At 33.2% G+C, this 17,329-nt stretch carries 17 protein-coding genes; 8 read left to right on the top strand and 9 right to left on the bottom strand.

What is annotated here, in order from left to right; all coding sequences use genetic code 11:
• The first annotated feature begins 1 nt into the window (after position 1).
• From DIS18_RS10270 to DIS18_RS10240, 7 genes are read left to right on the top strand one after another with little or no spacing between them, the layout of a single operon-like run.
• Positions 2-250 carry a glutaredoxin family protein gene (locus DIS18_RS10270; protein ID WP_109352971.1) on the top strand — a complete coding sequence of 83 codons (249 nt, stop codon included), beginning with the start codon at positions 2-4 and terminating at the stop codon, positions 248-250.
• On the top strand, positions 247-1,809 hold the full coding sequence (locus DIS18_RS10265; protein WP_109352970.1) for a protein adenylyltransferase SelO: 1,563 nt from the start codon (positions 247-249) through the stop codon (positions 1,807-1,809). The genes DIS18_RS10270 and DIS18_RS10265 overlap by 4 nt, the downstream gene beginning before the upstream one ends.
• Positions 1,806-2,063, top strand: a complete 258-nt coding sequence (locus tag DIS18_RS10260; RefSeq protein WP_109352969.1) for a peptide methionine sulfoxide reductase — start codon at positions 1,806-1,808, stop codon at positions 2,061-2,063. The genes DIS18_RS10265 and DIS18_RS10260 overlap by 4 nt, the downstream gene beginning before the upstream one ends.
• A gap of 3 nt (positions 2,064-2,066) precedes the next feature.
• Positions 2,067-2,573 (top strand): peptide-methionine (S)-S-oxide reductase MsrA, encoded by a 507-nt coding sequence (gene msrA, locus DIS18_RS10255; RefSeq protein WP_109352968.1) that lies wholly within the window; start codon positions 2,067-2,069, stop codon positions 2,571-2,573.
• Positions 2,574-2,586: 13 nt separating this feature from the next.
• Complete coding sequence (locus DIS18_RS10250; protein ID WP_245925664.1) at positions 2,587-3,546, top strand: aldo/keto reductase; 960 nt, start codon at positions 2,587-2,589, stop codon at positions 3,544-3,546.
• Positions 3,547-3,579: 33 nt separating this feature from the next.
• Positions 3,580-4,101 carry a peptide-methionine (S)-S-oxide reductase gene (locus tag DIS18_RS10245; protein ID WP_109352967.1) on the top strand — a complete coding sequence of 174 codons (522 nt, stop codon included), beginning with the start codon at positions 3,580-3,582 and terminating at the stop codon, positions 4,099-4,101.
• Positions 4,098-5,318 carry a bifunctional alpha/beta hydrolase/OsmC family protein gene (locus DIS18_RS10240; protein ID WP_109352966.1) on the top strand — a complete coding sequence of 407 codons (1,221 nt, stop codon included), beginning with the start codon at positions 4,098-4,100 and terminating at the stop codon, positions 5,316-5,318. Before DIS18_RS10245 ends, DIS18_RS10240 begins: the two co-directional genes overlap by 4 nt.
• Positions 5,319-5,497: 179 nt before the next feature.
• Here the strand turns inward: DIS18_RS10240 and DIS18_RS10235 are convergent, their stop codons facing one another.
• A complete protein-coding gene (locus tag DIS18_RS10235) occupies positions 5,498-5,686 on the bottom strand; it encodes a hypothetical protein (protein WP_035325018.1) in 189 nt (62 codons plus the stop codon).
• Between the two features lie 209 nt (positions 5,687-5,895).
• Between DIS18_RS10235 and DIS18_RS10230 the strand changes: the two genes are divergently transcribed.
• Entirely contained in the window at positions 5,896-6,645 is a 750-nt protein-coding gene (locus DIS18_RS10230; RefSeq protein WP_109352965.1) for a hypothetical protein, read from the top strand.
• Positions 6,646-7,422: 777 nt separating this feature from the next.
• Here the strand turns inward: DIS18_RS10230 and DIS18_RS10225 are convergent.
• The 8 genes from DIS18_RS10225 to DIS18_RS10190 form a co-directional block, all read right to left on the bottom strand.
• A complete protein-coding gene (locus DIS18_RS10225; RefSeq protein ID WP_109352964.1) occupies positions 7,423-7,863 on the bottom strand; it encodes a heavy-metal-associated domain-containing protein in 441 nt (146 codons plus the stop codon).
• Positions 7,864-7,895: 32 nt separating this feature from the next.
• Positions 7,896-9,668 (bottom strand): efflux RND transporter periplasmic adaptor subunit, encoded by a 1,773-nt coding sequence (locus DIS18_RS10220; protein ID WP_109352963.1) that lies wholly within the window; start codon positions 9,666-9,668, stop codon positions 7,896-7,898.
• A 4-nt stretch (positions 9,669-9,672) separates the two neighbouring features.
• Complete coding sequence (locus DIS18_RS10215; RefSeq protein WP_069674106.1) at positions 9,673-10,380, bottom strand: PepSY domain-containing protein; 708 nt, start codon at positions 10,378-10,380, stop codon at positions 9,673-9,675.
• Positions 10,381-10,386: 6 nt separating this feature from the next.
• Positions 10,387-11,118, bottom strand: a complete 732-nt coding sequence (locus tag DIS18_RS10210; RefSeq protein WP_069674105.1) for a heavy-metal-associated domain-containing protein — start codon at positions 11,116-11,118, stop codon at positions 10,387-10,389.
• The gene (locus DIS18_RS10205) at positions 11,115-11,840 is read right to left on the bottom strand and encodes an acetolactate decarboxylase (protein WP_069674104.1); all 726 of its coding nucleotides are present in this window, start codon (positions 11,838-11,840) and stop codon (positions 11,115-11,117) included. Before DIS18_RS10205 ends, DIS18_RS10210 begins: the two co-directional genes overlap by 4 nt.
• Positions 11,841-11,843: 3 nt before the next feature.
• Entirely contained in the window at positions 11,844-13,079 is a 1,236-nt protein-coding gene (locus DIS18_RS10200; RefSeq protein WP_069674103.1) for a TolC family protein, read from the bottom strand.
• Positions 13,076-16,783 carry an efflux RND transporter permease subunit gene (locus DIS18_RS10195; protein WP_109352962.1) on the bottom strand — a complete coding sequence of 1,236 codons (3,708 nt, stop codon included), beginning with the start codon at positions 16,781-16,783 and terminating at the stop codon, positions 13,076-13,078. The genes DIS18_RS10200 and DIS18_RS10195 overlap by 4 nt, the downstream gene beginning before the upstream one ends.
• Positions 16,784-16,892: 109 nt before the next feature.
• Entirely contained in the window at positions 16,893-17,306 is a 414-nt protein-coding gene (locus DIS18_RS10190; protein WP_245925661.1) for an HYC_CC_PP family protein, read from the bottom strand.
• Positions 17,307-17,329 lie beyond the last annotated feature (23 nt).

Here is a 17,329-nt window from a genome sequence, read left to right as displayed (position 1 = left end):
TATGTCAATAAAAATTAAACTTTATGGCGCCGAAAGGTGTCATAAAAGTCAGTATTATAAAAAACATTTAGAAAAATTAAATTTGAATTATGAGTTTCTAGATGTTGAATTAAATGAAGCAAATGCAGAGGCATTAAGGAACTTATATGAAAACAGAAAGCTTAACTTTCCAACGATTATGATTGGAGATAAGAAATTACGAAATCCATCTGATGCAGATTTGAAAAAGTGGATTGAAAAATTGATATGAAACTTAATATAAAAGATAAATTTAATCAAGAATTACCTGCAGACTCAATTCTGGAAAATTCCAGAAGACAAGTGTCAGAAGCATGTTTTTCATATGTAACGCCTAAACAAACCGCAAAACCAGAGTTATTGCATATATCTCCTGAAATGTTAGAAAATTTAGGTTTATCAAAAGAAGATGCAAAAAGTGAAACGTTTTTAAATGTATTTACAGGAAATGAAGTTCTTGAGAACACAAAACCGTATGCTATGTGTTACGGCGGGCATCAATTTGGAAATTGGGCAGGTCAATTAGGAGATGGGCGTGCTATTAATTTGTGTGAAGTAGAACATCATAACAAAAATTGGACCTTACAATTAAAAGGCGCAGGCGAAACACCATATTCCAGAACTGCTGATGGATTAGCTGTATTACGCTCATCTATTAGAGAGTATTTGTGTAGCGAAGCCATGTTTTATTTGGGTGTACCTACGACAAGAGCATTGTCATTAGCTTTGTCTGGGGATTTAGTAATGCGTGATGTTATGTATGATGGCAATCCTGCTTATGAAAAAGGAGCAATTGTATGTAGAGCAGCTGAATCATTTTTACGCTTTGGGAACTATCAAATTTTTGCTGCAAGACAAGATGATAAGAACTTGAAAAAGTTGGTAGATTATACAATTAAATATCATTTTGCTCATTTAGGAAATCCTTCAAAAGAAACGTATATAGCTTTTTTTAAAGAAGTTTCACAACGCACAGTTAATATGATTATTGATTGGCAACGGGTAGGTTTTGTTCATGGTGTTATGAATACCGATAATATGTCAATTCTAGGTTTGACAATAGATTATGGGCCTTATGGTTGGTTAGAAGGTTATGAGTATGGTTGGACGCCAAATACTACCGATAGACAAAATAAACGTTATCGTTATGGAAATCAACCAAATATTGGTTTATGGAATTTGCTGCAACTAGCAAACGCCATATATCCGTTAATTGAAGAAGCAGAGCCTTTAGAAACTATTCTAAATCAGTATAAAATAGACTTTGAAGGTGGTTCTTTAAGTATGATGCGTTCCAAATTAGGATTAGAAACTGAAGATGCAAACGATCAAAAATTTATTCAAGAACTTGAAGATAATTTGCATTTAACTGAAACTGATATGACAATTTTTTTTAGAAGTTTGGCAGATTTCAAAAAAGATAATACTTCAAACGGTATTGAAATCATTCAAAATGCATTTTACAAGCCCGAAGAAGTCGTTGGTAATATTGAAAATCGTTGGAATGATTGGTTTGAAAAATATGCTCAAAGGTTAAAAAAAGAAATAGGTTCTGATAAGGAGAGAAAAGTAAAAATGAATCAATTTAATCCTAAATATGTATTGCGTAATTACATGGCTCAACTAGCTATTGATGATGCAGATAAAGGAGATTATAAGTTGATAGATGAGTTGTTTATAATGCTCAAAACACCTTATGATGAACAACCCGAATATCAAAAATGGTTTGCTAAACGACCTGATTGGGCAAGACATAAAATTGGGTGCTCAATGTTATCTTGTAGTTCATGATGAGTATATTAGGTAAAATAAAACAATTGCCAGTAGGTTACTCAGAAGTAAGTTATAAAAACAAAAAATATGGAGTAACTAGAACAGATTTTAATAATGGTAAAAGTTTTAAGGTTTATGCTGAAGAGTTGAAAGGAAAGGACTTTGTAAGCTTGAACTACTATATTACGTCTAAAAACGAGTTATTAAAACCTTGCGAAATGCGGAAGGAAAAAGTATTAGATTTTTTTAAGAATTATAAAATTATAGATTGAAATATGATTAATTACAAAAAGGCTTATATAGCAGGAGGCTGCTTTTGGGGAATGGAAGATTTATTTAGAACCCGTCCAGGAATTAAAGATACAGAAGTTGGATATCAAGGTGGAGAAAATGATAATCCAACATATAAAAACCATCCAGGACATGCTGAAGGTATTGAATTGACTTATAATCCAAACGAAACCTCTTTCAAGGAAATTTTAGATTATTTTTTCAGAATGCATAATCCAACAACAGTTGATCAACAAGGAAATGATAGAGGATCTAGTTATCGTTCTGCTATTTTTTATCAAAATGATGAAGAAAAAGCAATAGCTAAGGAAATGATTGATTTAGTTGATGCTTCTGGTAAATGGCAAGGAAAAGTTGTTACAACCCTTGAACCATATACTACATTTTGGCAAGCTGAAGATTATCATCAAGATTATTTAGTAAAAAATCCTAATGGTTACACATGCCATTTTTTAAGATTTGATGAAAGTTTTATAAAAGAAGAAGTTTAAATCAGTTTAATATTTGAATAATAAACATAACATAGGGTTAGGTACTGCAGCCATAGGTAGGCCATTATATATTAATATTAAGAAGGAAATAGATACTGAACAATTCTCTTTGTTTAAGTTTAAACAAAAAGGTCTAAAAGTATTAGAAGAAGCTTATAATAATGGTGTTAGGTATTTTGACACATCGCCTGGATATGGAATTGCAGAACAGCTTTTAGTAAACTGGCTAAAGACAAAAAATGATTCTAGTATTCAGGTTTCAACAAAATGGGGATATACTTATGTTGCAAATTTTGACCCTCATGCAAAACAACATGAAGTCAAAGAGCATTCAATAGAAAAGCTGAATGAACAGTGGGAATATTCGAAAAATTTATTACCTTTTTTAAAAGTGTATCAAATTCATTCAGCGACATTAGATACAGGTGTACTTGATAATATTGATGTTTTAAATCGGTTGCATGAATTAAAAAAAGAAAACAATATTACTATTGGTTTAACAACAACTGGTGATAATCAAATAGAGGTGCTTGAAAAAGGTTTATCTGTTGAAATTGAAAATGAAAAATTGTTTCAATCATTCCAATGCACTTATAATATTCTAGATCAAAGTATCTCGAAATATAGAGATGAATTACAAAGTTTGTCAGGCCCTTTTATAATCAAAGAAGCTTTAGCTAATGGTAGGCTATTACCAAACAATAGTTTTCCAGAATATGGAAAGCTATATAATTACATGCAGCATTTAGTTGAAAAGTACAATGTTGCACCAGATGCCATTGCACTGCGTTATTGTATTGATGTTTTTCCAAAAGCTATAGTTTTAAGTGGAGCTAATAATAGTCTGCACTTGCAATCTAATTTAAAGGTTAAACAATTTGTTCTTACAGAAGCAGAAATAAAAGAGTTAACAGCATATAGGGTGTCTAGTATGTTATATTGGAAAGAAAGAAAGAGGCTGAATTGGAATTAGTAGTAAATCATGACTTAAATTATAAATTAATAAGTGAATAGTTTACAACGAATAGGTTTTGGTGGTGGTTGTCATTGGTGTACAGAAGCTGTTTTTCAATCTTTGCATGGTGTTATAAATGTGCAACAAGGTTGGATAGCCTCAGATGGAGAAAATAATACGTTTTCTGAAGCTGTTATTATCGATTATGATGCAAGATTAATTCCGTTAGATGTCCTTATCGAAATTCATTTACATACTCATAAAAGTACATCTGCCCATAGTATGAGAAAAAAATACCGTTCAGCTATTTATGTTTTTAGAAAAGAGGATGAAGAAATAACTAAAGATATACTTGAAAGTTACCAGTCAAAATTCAATAATAAACTCATAACACAAGTGCTTCCATATTCAGAATTTAAACCTTCTAGAGAAGCCATCACAAATTATTACTTTAAGAATCCGCAAAAGCCATTTTGCAAAACATTTATAAACCCAAAGCTAAAGCTGCTTTTAAAAAAATTCTCTACTTATACTAATAATAAAATTGCACACCTAAACACTGAAAAGGCATGAAGACTAAAAGAATAGAAATTAAAAATATAAAAGGGTATTCATTAGCTGCCTATTTAGAATTGCCAGCAAATCAAAAACCTAATTACTATGCTATTTTTGCGCATTGTTTTTCATGCAGTAGTAATTTAAATGCAACTAAGAATATATCAAGATCTTTAACGTCTCATGGTTTTGGTGTTATTAGATTTGACTTTACAGGTTTAGGTAGGAGTGAAGGCGAATTTGCTGAGAGTTATTTTTCTGCTAATGTTGAAGATTTATTAGCAGTTAATGATTACATCGAACAACATTATAAAGCTCCTAGTTTGCTAGTAGGGCATTCTTTAGGAGGTGCTGCAGTAATTGTTGCTGCTTCTAAATTAGATAATATAAAAGCTGTTGCAACCATTGGAGCACCTGCAACTGTAGATCATGTAACCCATCATTTTTCTCATGCTATAGATGAAGTAGCTCATAAAGGTGAAGTTGAGATAAATATTGGAGGTAGACCTTTTAAAGTTAATCAAGAGTTTGTGAATGATTTTGGTAAAACCGATTTACCATCTATCACAAAAAATTTGCGTAAACCACTTTTGATAATGCATGCACCATTTGATAATATTGTTGGAATTGAAAATGCGCAAGAATTATATCATAATGCTATACATCCAAAGAGTTTTGTGAGTTTGCATGATGCAGATCATTTACTGATGAATTCTAAATACAGTGAATATGCTGGAAAAATGATAGGAGAATGGGCAAAATTATATTTTCCACAGTTAGAAAACGATATGATAAATACAGAAGGAGAGCAATTAGTTGCTCATTTGGATTTAGTAGAAAATAATTTCACTACACAACTCCAAACTAAAAACCACTCCTTTATAGGAGATGAGCCTGCAAGTGTTGGAGGCGATGATTTTGGACCTTCACCTTATGAATATCTTAATGCGGCTATTGCAACATGTACAGCCATGACTTTAAAGTTATATGCTGAACGAAAAGAGTGGGATTTACAGGAAGTTTATGTATATATATCTCATGCCCGTAAACATAGTGATGAATTAATGCTTGATGTTGAAAAACCAGGTTATCTGGATCATATCTCAAAGCGATTAAAGTTTATAGGTAATCTTGATGATAAACAGAAAAAACGCTTAAAAGAAATAGCTTCAAAATGTCCCGTACATAAAACAGTAGCAAGTGAAGTTGTATTTGATACTAAAATATTGGAATAGAATTCTTTTTGAATAATAATAAAATAAAAACCCACAACTAATTGTTGTGGGTTTCTTTTGCGGAGAAAGAGGTAAGTGAACCTCTTTCGTAGTGCCTTTATTTATTACTGTTTCAGTCCTGTACCATTGTTGGGTCACCTAATAGGTCACCTTTATACCTTGTAGTAAAGATAAGGAATTTACTTGATTAATCCTTGTACTTTACTGATTTCAAAGCCCATAAAGTCGCAAAATTCATCGATAGTAACTAACTGATGAGCTTCTTTGTTAAGGCGTTCTTTAATCGCTTTGATTATTGTTCTGCCATAACGCTCACTCTTTCCTGTTACTACCTGTACGTCTTTAGGGTAAATACAGATTCTACTCATTTACTTTAAATTTAAAATTAATACTCTAACTATACTTTATCTATACCGTTGCTATAAAGCACTTATATACAATATACGACTAATATCCCATTGAAAAAACTAACTAAATCGGAAGTTTTGGCAACTTATAAACACTATGGAAGCACTCTAATACATTGACAATCAATAGCTCGTATATTTGATATTCATCATCAAAAAATGTATTAGTTATGGCAAAATTGAAAGGTATTATTAAGTTAGAAGGAACGTTAGACAATCTAACTTTTTACAAAGCAAAAGAGGGTTATTTAGTAAAAACTAAAGGCGGTGTTTCTAAAGAGCGTATTCAAAATGACCCAGCGTTTGAACGTACTCGTGAAAACGGTTCAGAATTTGGAAGTTCTGCATCATCTGGTAAGTTATTGAGAACATCAGTTAGAAACTTAATGATTAGAGCAAAAGACAATCGAGTTTCAAGTCGTGTTACTCAAAAAATGACACAAATTAAAAACTTTGATACAACCTCTGTAAGAGGACAAAGAAATGTAGCTACAGGATTAGCAACACCAGAAGGTAAAGCCACATTAAAAGGCTTGGATTTCAACAATAGAGCCATTTTAAGTGCTGTTTTATTCGCTCCGTTTACTGTAGATGGTGCGACAGGTGAAATTACTATCCCAAATTTAACACCTACAAATGATATTGCATATCCAAGTGGCGCAACACACGTAAGTTTAAGTTCAGCATTTCTAAAAGTTGACTTTGATACTACAGATAACGCAATCGAATACAGTCCAACTGTGAATATTCCGATTGATTCAACGTCTGCAACGCAAACACTAACGCCTGCAGGTGTTCCAACAGGCACAGGAAACGATATATTCGTTTTATTGGTAGAGTTCTTCCAAGAGATTAACGGTATTCAGTATCCGCTTAAAAATGGTGCATATAACGTTTTAAATATCGTAGAAGTAGCATAGTTTCATTCTGACCTTTGAAGCTGAAAGAGTCCTATAATTTTTATTGTAGGGCTTTTTCTTTTGCCATAATTTTTTTAAAGAAAAGAAAAAAGACAGCCAATGTTAAAGGTAGCGTGGATGATGCTGTCAAGGTTTTTGGGTAAAAGTTTTTTACTCTAAAATCTTGAAACATATTAACATTACCACTTAAAAAAGTTTTATTCAAAACCCGTAGGGCTTGACCTTTACAGTATTGAGCGTTGGCTGATGGAAGCTACCTATATTTGCTTTCTTTTTTATTTTATTACCTCATCTTACTTTTCCTAAAATGAAAGTTAACGAAATGAAGCAAACAAAGATTTGAGGTAAGGAATACTTGGACTTAACGATGATTTTGTGCAGTTGAATGAGATAACGTCATTTTGTTTGAAGTTCCAATGTGAGCGTGGGATAAGCGGATATTTTACATAATACCAGTTATAGCTACGAAAATATAAGAATACTGCGTTAGCAAACCCTTGAAAGGATTTTTGCTACTATAACTTGTATTATGTAACATAGCTTGGGTGAGTTTAGGGTTTTATGAGAAAATAATAACAGAATAGCTTATTGCAGTTTGGTTTGATTTTATGAAAACCAAAGCTGTAATATGCTATTACCTTAAAGACAAAAAAACGCTAAACTTGTTAGGTGAGCGGAACAACACAAAAGACAGAGGATTTTGAGGTACGAAAAAACTGGATTTTGGGTTGTGGGGAATAAAAAAGAGCCTTCCGAAAAAGACTCTTTCATTATTGCTTAATGGTCGTGATTTGAATGGTCATCACTTTTTGTTTCACCTGATTGATTCATCATCATTTCGTGGTCGTATTTACAACAACCTGGTAAACCATCATATGCTTCTTCATCACCAGCTACTTTTTCGGTATCATAACCTGAAGCTGCGATTGCTTTATGGATTGCCATTGCATCGGTTTTTGTATCATCAAAAGACACATCAATCTTCTTTTTATCGACATCCCAATTAGCACTTGCAACACCTTCAACACCGTTAGCTGCTTTTTCGATAGTGCTTTTACACATTCCGCAATTTCCTCTTACACCAAAAGACAGGTCTGTCATTGCCATATCTTTAGACATTTCAGTAGTTGTGGTTTCTGTTTCTTTTTTGGTTTCGTTTTTACAACTTGTTAAACCTAATGCTGCTATTACAGCTACACTTAAAATTACTTTCTTCATTGTTTAAAATTTAATTGTTATTACTTGATTTATTATTCTATTACTTGTTTTACTTCACCACAGGTTAGCATTGCTTCGCCAAAGTATGGATTGATTACTTTTTCTTCTTTACTCAACCAATATGCACCATTGTTGTTATCTGCCATTGGGCAAAATTCTACATAGACCTTTTCATCGACACCAAATAGTTGTACAGCATTGATTAGATGTGATGATAAATGTTTAAAATGGTCTCTTTGTGATTTTATATCGGACGTTTCAGAAATTGAAGTTGCAGAAGATTTTATTTCGCCTTCTAATGACATCCAATGGTTATGCGCCTTATTATCTGACAACAATTTCATATCTACTTTATTCAATTTATTTAATAAAGTTGTTGCGTTTGCTGAAGTACTTTTTGAATCTTCTTTTACTAAAGCATCTTTTAAATTGATATACTCATTGAAAACAGCTTTTAACTGCTCTTGAAATTTCATTGATACTTTCAAACGCTCATTCATATTAGTGTGGTCACTTTCTTTGTTGGGTGAATTGTTATCCATACCTAAATGACCTTCGTGTCCAGTCATTACTTTGCCACCATCTTTATTCATCATAGACTTTTTGCCTTGTAATTGTGCTGCTGCATCAACCGTAAATGTTCCGTTAGTCACTATTTCATTTCCAACTAATAAACCTTCTAAAACTTCATATTCATTACCTATTTGATTACCTAAAACTACTTCTTGCATTTCAAAAACGGTTTGGTCTGGATTTGTTTTTAAGTAAACCACAGAGCGTTCTCCAGTCCATAACACAGCAGATGCAGGAATCGATAAGATTTCTTTATTTTCATTCTTAACACTATCAATATTTGCAGACACAAACATTCCTGGTTTAAATACATCATCTTTATTATTTAGAACTACACGTAAGGTTATTGTTCTTGTTTTACTGTTCAAAATTGGGTCTATGAAATCGACTTTTCCTTTAAATACCTTATTTGCATTTGCATTGGTAGATACAGAAACTTCTTGACCTTTTTTAAATAACTCTATCTGGTTTTCATAGACATCAAAATTTGCCCAAACCGTGTTGAGATTGGCAATCTTCAATAACGGTTGACCTTGTTTTATGAAATCGCCTTGCTCTACTAATTTTTCGGTAACTGTTCCTGAAACGGTTGCATACACAGGAAAGTTTTCTTTCACTTTTTGGGTTTCTTCAATCTGATTGATTTGATTTTCAGAGAGCTTCCATAACTTCAATTTATTACGAACCGCTTTGTATAAAGCTGGTTGTGATTCTTTTAAAGATGCTGCTGTAATCAATTCTTGTTGCGCTGCATAGAGTTCTGGCGAATAAATGGTTGCTAATAACTGACCTTTATGAACTTCTTCGCCTGTAAAACTCACATTCAAATGTTCAATTCTACCTGAAAAGTAACTTACCTGTACCGCATTGGCTTCTTCATTTTCGGCAATCTTACCAGATAGTTTAATGGTATTGCCTTCTGCATTGCCTTTACCGACAACAGTTGTTTGAATATTAGCCAAAGCCATAGCGTTTTCTGTAAGCTTAAATTGGCCTGCTAATAAACCATCACTTCCGCTTTCTGCAGGAATTAAATCCATACCACAAATGGGGCAATCTCCTGCTGCTGGTTGCATAATCTGTGGATGCATTGAACAGGTCCACATTTGATTGGTTTCTGTAACTGCATCGTGATTATGGTCTGTATCTTCTTTTGATGAGCCACCAAACAGTATCCACCCTAAAAGTAGACCTACAGCTAATATTCCGAGATAAACTATATATTTTTTCATTTCTTTATTTTTTTCGTTTTAATAATTTCTTAATTGAAGGTGACGAGGTGTACCACAACAAAAACCCACTTAAAACGGTTATCAATCCTAAAAGTGAAAATGCTCTCAAAACAATGGTATTAAAATTGTCTCTGCCTTCATAGTCCATAGTATGTGTCATCCAAAGAAAATCAAACCAACGCCAAGAACGATGTCTTACGGTTTGAAATTTTCCGTCGCTTACAGAAACGTATGCTTTTAGTGCTTCATCTGTTTTATATGAGATAACATAAGCAGGTAGTAGTTTTTCTCGATACTCGTGGTGTTTTCCAGTTTCAGTAATTTGCTCAACAGATTCTACCTCTAAACCACTTTTCATATGGTTTTTGGCAATATAGAGTGCCTCATCCTGCGTAATACTATTTTTTGGCATTCCATCTAAAGCATTATACAATTGCTCTTTATTTATCCAATAGTACGGTGCATTATCAATATCTCTTAATTCAATAGTCTTTATTCCATTTGAAACATCCATTTCTGAAGGACTTATTAAACTATTAAATGCTTTGGGTTGATACTCCAAGTTTTTAAATTGGTCTCCGTGTATTTCATCGATGTTCGTCCAACTAAAGTATAAACCACTAATAGTCCAAAACAGGAATTGAATCCCTAAAAAGAGACCCAAATACCTGTGGGTTTTTCTAATTTTTAACGCCGTATGTCTATTTACCATAACAATTTAATTTATAAGCATTAATGTCGCCATTACAATCATAATAGCATTTTCAATAAAAGTGGCTTCTGTCATAGGTAATTTTAAAGCAGTACCTAAACACGCACATCGTATTGATTTTTTGTCCAATAATGTTTTTGTTACTCCAATTGTTGTTATCCCTAATACTATTAGTGTAATTATTAAAGCTATATTAATTTCAAACCGCATTAAAAACATCAGTCCTAAAGCTGTTTCAATAAATGGATAAACTTTCCCATAAAAAGGAACACGTTTAGCTAAAGGGTCGTACATACGAAAGGATTCTGGAAAACCTTTTAAATCTAACATCTTGAAAAAACTAAAAACGATGTAGAATAAGCCCATAAAGTCCAGCATAAACTCGCTCCAACTCCAATTTTTATAATTTAACAATACGCTTGCTGACGCTATATAGAAGATGATGAGTAATAGTGGTTTAAGTTGTTGTAATTTGCTTTTTTCTTCTTCAATCTCAAAACTTGAAGATTGCGTAGACGTAAAAACATTCTTTATTTCTTTTTGAGTTATGGTATATTTCGATGCTAAAGACTTTTGAAGTTCTACAATATCAATATGTTTATCCATAGTTATTGTTGCTTCTTGATTTTCAAGATTAACTTCGACATCGGAAACATCATCTATATCTCTTAAACTGTTTTCTACAGATGCTTTACAACTGCCACAGGTCATTCCTTTTATTTTATATATATGTTTCATTTTTTTGGTAGCTTTAATGTTACTGTTTGATTAAATGATAAATCATCAATATGACCAGCAATAGCATTATCATCAGTTTTAAAATGCATATGCATATTGGTAGTATGATGAGTGAAAACTGCTTTATGCTTTGTGGAATAGAAGCCTATAATTTGAACTCTTCTATTTGCTAAAGTTCCATTTAAACCAGATTCCTTATGCTTTTTATGGTTGTGGATAGTATCACCATCTTTCCAATTTATGACGTGCCAATCCACAGAGGCGATTATACCTTCTAATAAGAAAGGAAATGGTTCTTCAGTATTGATTCCACTATTTGTGGCGAGTTCAAAAATTTGTTCTTCTAAATCACTTTTTGTCTTACTATTCTCGATTTGAAAAGTATCCCATTCTTCCACTTCAGCATATACTAATAAAGACGCTTTTAGACTATAAGAATCTTTAATTTGCAAGCTACTATCAATCACAAAGCTGTTGCTCGGTTTACTATCAAATATTTGTATTTCACCTTTGAGATTATCTACAGCACCAAGAGCATATAGATGTTTCTTTTTTGAAAGTGTATCTAAACTAATTACGGGTTGAATGTTACCAGACATTATTGTTCTTAAAGCTCCCGAATGTTTTACTAATATTGAGACTTCTTTTTTGTGTGTGTTTTGGCAAGAGGTAAAAGCAATTACCATTATTACCAATACGATTATATATGTTGATTTATTCATAGTTTAATTAGTTAAATAATTAATTATAGTAGTTTGTACAAAGTAGGTCTTCACAGATTCTATTTGGTTCATTTGAAACTTTAGCTGTAACTCTTGAATGTCTAAAACATCATTAAAATCAATCGTTCCTGTTTCATAGCTTTTGATTAAAATATCTTCTGCATCTTTTGCTTGTTTTAGGTTTTTAGTTTGAGTAGTATAACTTATTCTTGCAGAAATACGCTCATTAATCGCCTTGCTTAAAAGTGTTTCCAAAGTGTTTAATCGTTCCTGCTTTTGAACTGTTATTTCTTGCTGTTCTAACTCGTTTTGTTTGGTTTGGGATTTATATTTCTTATTGAAAATTGGGATTGACACCGAAACCATTGGCATTACAATATCCTTTCCGTTATCGCTGAAATCCATATTTGGCCTTTCTGAAACATTGATATAATCTAATCCAAAACCAATCATTGGACTGCTTTCTTTTTGATTTAATAATTCTGATTGCTCTATGGATTGATAGAGCTTATCATATTTTAGTAATTCAGGATGTAATGCTAAATTTTCAGAAGTAATATCAAAGTCTTCAGAAGGTATCATTACACTATCTACCACATTCACGGTAACATCATTATCTCTATTCAATAGATTATTGAATTTGGTTTGTTCTGCTAAAAATTGTTGTTGCAATACATCTTTTAATTGTTGCATTTCGTTTTGACGCATTTGCAATCGCAACACATCTACTGCGGATGCTTTACCAACCTCAACAGAAGTTAATGCCAACGTCTCATAAGTTTCTAATAGTTTAATGTTTTCAGTTAAGACCTCTTGCTTTGCTTTGTTCGCGTATAGATTATAATAGGATTGTGATACCGAAGCCATTAGTTTTCGCTTTGCGATAACAATGTCCTCGTATTTAGCATCTGCCAATGAACTCACATAATTTTCTCTCGATGTAATGGTTCCGAACCACGGTAACATTTGTTTAGCAGATACTTTAAAGCGTTGTGCACCTGTTCTGGTTTCCGGTTCACTTACAAAGTAACCAACTCCAAATTCGGTGTTCGGAATGGTATTGACTTCATTCACTTTTTCAGAAGCTCTTTTGTATTGTAACTCAAACTTTTGAATTTCTGGATTGTTTGTTAAGGCTTCATCTATGAGTACTTCTAATTGTTGTGCATTTCCTTTGAGAACAAAGAATAACGAACAAAGAAAAAAGACTGTTTTTATGTGTGATTTTATGTGTTTCATTTTACAGTTCTTTTAAGTTGAACTTCGGCTTTCCAGCTATATAATACTGGTACTACAAATAAGGTTATTAAGGCTATAAGCATTCCACCAAAACTTGGTATTGCCATAGGAATCATAATATCGCTACCACGTCCTGTTGATGTTAATACTGGTAATAATGCTAATATGGTTGTAGCTGTTGTCATTAAGCAAGGTCTGATACGTTTTTCTCCTGCTTCTACAACAGATGTTCTTACTTCCTTTTTATTATCTGGTGTGTTTCTATTGAAAGTTTGCGTTAAATACGTTGCCATAACTACACCATCATCCGTTGCAATTCCGAAAAGAGCAATAAAGCCCACCCAAACTGCAACACTTAAATTAATAGGATGCATCTGAAATAAATCACGTAGATTTTCGCCAAAGAAATTGAAGTTTAAAAACCAATCTTGACCATAGAGCCATATCATTAGAAATCCGCCTGCAAATGCTACTGCAATACCTGTAAATACCATTAATGATGTACCTACAGAACGGAATTGGAAATACAGAATTAAGAAAATAATTGCTAATGCTAAAGGCACAACAACCGACAAGGTTTTTTCGGCTCGCAACTGATTTTCGTATGTTCCTGTGAATTGATAATTAATACCTTTTGGTACTACTAATTCGCCATTATCTATTTTTTCTTGAATTAAGGCTTGTGCATTTTCTACAACACTTACTTCTGCGAAACCATCCATTTTATCAAATAATACATAGCCTACTAAAAAGGTGTCTTCACTTTTAATTACTTGTGGACCTTGTTCATATTTTATTGTTGCCAATTCGCTTAAAGGAACTGGACTGCCTTTTTCTACTGGTACATAAATCTGTTTTAAGTCGGTTGGATTAGCTCTTAACTCTCTTGGGTATCGAACACGTACACCATAACGCTCTCTACCTTCAACGGTTTGGGTTAATACCATTCCGCCAACTGCAACTTTAAGTACATCTTGTACATCTTGTATTGAAATACCATAACGTGCAATTTTTTCTCTATCAATATCAATTAACAAATAGGGTTTCCCTACGATACGGTCTGCAAAAACAGCTTCATCTTTTACACCTTCAGCTTGTTTCAAAATATCCTCTAACTGCACACCAAACGCTTCAATTTGTTTTAAATCTTGACCTTTTACCTTGATACCCATTGGCGCTCTCATTCCTGTTTGAAGCATTACCAATCTGGTTTCAATAGGTTGTAGCTTTGGTGCAGAGGTAACACCAGGCAATTTGGTGACTCTTACAATTTCATTCCAAATATCGTCTGGTGATTGTATTTCTGGTCGCCAATTTCTATAAAACTCACCATCATTATCTTCTATTAATTGAGAGTTTTTAATTACGCTCAAAGTAACATCTTTAGTATTATTTGGATTTGCGATGAATCGTCCATCTTTCAATTCAAACAAACCATCTTCATTTATTTTATAGCGTTGACGTTCTTCGTTTTCATTAAGCATATATTCTGGTTTGTACTGAATGATATTTTCATACATTGATAATGGCGCTGGGTCTAAAGCTGATTCTGTTCTTCCTGCCTTACCAACTACGGTTTCAATCTCTGGAATACTGGCTACTGCCATATCTAATTGCTGTAAAACACGTTTGTTTTCTTCTACACCAGAATGAGGCATCGAGGTTGGCATTAGTAGAAATGAGCCTTCATTTAATGAGGGCATAAACTCTTTGCCTGTATTTTTCATAATGAAAAATCCTGCAATGACAATAGCTGTTGGGACAGACAAAAAGAGCAACTTATTATCTAAACACCACTTTAAAATACGTGTGTAGTATTTTATAAATAATGAGAAAACACCTAATAAACCAAAGCAAATAACACTCACAAAAATGAGATTCCAAAAAATGCTTTTATCAATGCCTAATGGTCTCCAGTATTCTGCTAACAAGAATACAATAGCTGATACCGAAATAATGATATTGATAAGATTAGCTTGCTTGTCTGTTATCTTACTTTGAAGATTGAGAAGTGCTGTAATTCCAAACGCTATCAAAATCAATCCTAACCAATATCCATAGACTATTGCTACAATTCCCAATGCTATTAAAACGCCATTTAAAACATATTTAAAAGTGTTATTAATGCTTTTCTTTCGGAATAAAAATGCAGCGAAAGGCGGAATTAAAAATAGCGCTACAATTATAGAAGCTGTTAATGCAAAGGTTTTTGTGAAAGCCAATGGTCTGAATAGTTTTCCTTCTGCACCAATCATCGTAAATACAGGAATGAAACTAATAATGGTGGTCATTACTGCGGTTACGATTGCACCAGATACTTCGGCTGTTGCGTTGTAAACTACCGTGTTAATGGATTGTGTGCCATCATCTTCATCTAAATGTCGAATTATATTTTCTGATAGTATAACACCAACATCGACCATTGTACCAATAGCAATAGCAATACCAGATAATGCGACAATATTAGCATCGACACCAAAGAGTTTCATCGCTATAAATACCATTAAAACTGCTACTGGCAGTAGTCCAGAAATTAATACGGACGCTCGAAGATTAAACACCATAATGATTATGACCAGAATGGTTATAAGTATTTCTAAAGTCAATGCCTCATTGAGTGTACCTAAAGTTTCTTGTATCAATTCTGTTCTGTCATAAAAGGGTACTATGGTTACTTGGGAAGTTCTACCATCCGCCAATACCTTTGAAGGTAATCCTGCACTTAATTCATTAATTTTTTCTTTTACGTTATTGATGACTTCCATTGGATTTGCACCATAACGAGCAACCACAACAGCACCAACAACTTCTGCACCTTCCTTATCTAAAAGCCCTCTACGTGTTGCAGGACCTAAAGAGACTTTTCCAATATCCTTAATTTTAATCGCTGTATAGTCTTCTGAAGTGACTACTGCATTTTCGATGTCTGAAATGGATTTCACATAACCCAAACCACGCACTAAATATTCGGCTTGGTTAATTTCCAAAGTTTGTGCACCAATATCTTTATTGCTTTCCTTAACCGCTTTTACAACGTGATGCAATCCAATATTATACTGACGCATTAGTTCTGGATTTACATCCACTTGATATTCTTGAACATAGCCACCAATAGAAGCAACCTCTGAAACACCACTTGCAGAGGACAACGCATACTTTACATAGTAATCCTGAATACTTCGTAATTCCTGTAAATCCCAACCACCAGTTACATTACCGTTTTCATCACGACCTTCAAGCGTGTACCAAAATATTTGTCCTAATCCTGTGGCATCTGGACCCAATGCAGGATTAACACCTTCGGGTAATAAACCACTTGGTAAGGAATTAAGTTTTTCGAGAATACGACTTCTACTCCAGTAAAATTCTATGTCTTCTTCAAAAATGATATAGATACTTGAAAAGCCGAACATAGAGGAACTACGAATGGTTTTTACTCCAGGAATCCCTAACAAGGATGTGGTTAATGGATACGTTATTTGGTCTTCTATATCTTGTGGTGAGCGACCATCCCATTTGGTAAAAACGATTTGTTGATTTTCACCTATATCTGGTATGGCATCTACAGCAACAGGATTGCTTGGTAAGAATCCTGTATCCCAATTGAAAGGTGCGTTGACTGTTCCCCAACCTATAAAGAGAACTAATAATAAAACTGCTACGAGTTTATTTTCTATTAAAAATTTGATGCTTTTATTTAGCATTGGCTTTGATAATTAAACAATTAGACATTGGTGTTTGAAAAACACCGAATACAGCAAATTATCCTTACGACATTGCAGTCATAGGATAAAAGAGTCTATTGTTTAAAAATCAAATTAAGTATGTCTCGTCAATCTTGTAGAGTTGCCTGACGACGAGTGGCGGTTTATATTCTTCGTAAGTAGATACATTATTGTCTAAACCTTCAAAAAGGTTAATAAAAGTATAAACAAATGAAGCGATGAATACCTGTTGCTCAAATGAGATTTTGTCAACTTGCAATTGTAATTCGTCTTGACCTTCAATTGCTAATTGTTCATCATCACAACAATTTTTCTTGGTAATAGAACATCCTTCGGTTGAAGGCTTTTCCATTTCCATTCCGCACCCTTTGGCTTTTTGAAAGATAGCAGTTTCTACTAAAGTATCTCCACAATAATGTATATTCACAGTAAATGACATTGTAGAGCATAACACTACAAAAGCCATTGCTAAAGACATTATTTTATGGAAAAACTGCTTCATATTGATTGCGAAGTTACGAAATT

The organism is Algibacter marinivivus (assembly GCF_003143755.1).
Classification (GTDB): domain Bacteria; phylum Bacteroidota; class Bacteroidia; order Flavobacteriales; family Flavobacteriaceae; genus Algibacter_B; species Algibacter_B marinivivus.
Note: the sequence above shows the minus strand (reverse complement) of the source record. Positions and strands in the feature narration are given on the sequence as shown.

What these genes read in the sequence shown, in the direction of transcription:
- DIS18_RS10270 (WP_109352971.1), top strand. Translation starts at nt 2, where the DNA reads ATGTCAATAAAAATTAAACTTTATGGCGCCGAAAGGTGTCATAAAAGT.
- DIS18_RS10265 (WP_109352970.1), top strand. Translation starts at nt 247, where the DNA reads ATGAAACTTAATATAAAAGATAAATTTAATCAAGAATTACCTGCAGAC.
- DIS18_RS10260 (WP_109352969.1), top strand. Translation starts at nt 1,806, where the DNA reads ATGATGAGTATATTAGGTAAAATAAAACAATTGCCAGTAGGTTACTCA.
- msrA (WP_109352968.1), top strand. Translation starts at nt 2,067, where the DNA reads ATGATTAATTACAAAAAGGCTTATATAGCAGGAGGCTGCTTTTGGGGA.
- DIS18_RS10240 (WP_109352966.1), top strand. Translation starts at nt 4,098, where the DNA reads ATGAAGACTAAAAGAATAGAAATTAAAAATATAAAAGGGTATTCATTA.
- DIS18_RS10235 (WP_035325018.1), bottom strand. Translation starts at nt 5,686, where the DNA reads ATGAGTAGAATCTGTATTTACCCTAAAGACGTACAGGTAGTAACAGGA.
- DIS18_RS10230 (WP_109352965.1), top strand. Translation starts at nt 5,896, where the DNA reads ATGGCAAAATTGAAAGGTATTATTAAGTTAGAAGGAACGTTAGACAAT.
- DIS18_RS10225 (WP_109352964.1), bottom strand. Translation starts at nt 7,863, where the DNA reads ATGAAGAAAGTAATTTTAAGTGTAGCTGTAATAGCAGCATTAGGTTTA.
- DIS18_RS10220 (WP_109352963.1), bottom strand. Translation starts at nt 9,668, where the DNA reads ATGAAAAAATATATAGTTTATCTCGGAATATTAGCTGTAGGTCTACTT.
- DIS18_RS10215 (WP_069674106.1), bottom strand. Translation starts at nt 10,380, where the DNA reads ATGGTAAATAGACATACGGCGTTAAAAATTAGAAAAACCCACAGGTAT.
- DIS18_RS10210 (WP_069674105.1), bottom strand. Translation starts at nt 11,118, where the DNA reads ATGAAACATATATATAAAATAAAAGGAATGACCTGTGGCAGTTGTAAA.
- DIS18_RS10205 (WP_069674104.1), bottom strand. Translation starts at nt 11,840, where the DNA reads ATGAATAAATCAACATATATAATCGTATTGGTAATAATGGTAATTGCT.
- DIS18_RS10200 (WP_069674103.1), bottom strand. Translation starts at nt 13,079, where the DNA reads ATGAAACACATAAAATCACACATAAAAACAGTCTTTTTTCTTTGTTCG.
- DIS18_RS10195 (WP_109352962.1), bottom strand. Translation starts at nt 16,783, where the DNA reads ATGCTAAATAAAAGCATCAAATTTTTAATAGAAAATAAACTCGTAGCA.
- DIS18_RS10190 (WP_245925661.1), bottom strand. Translation starts at nt 17,306, where the DNA reads ATGAAGCAGTTTTTCCATAAAATAATGTCTTTAGCAATGGCTTTTGTA.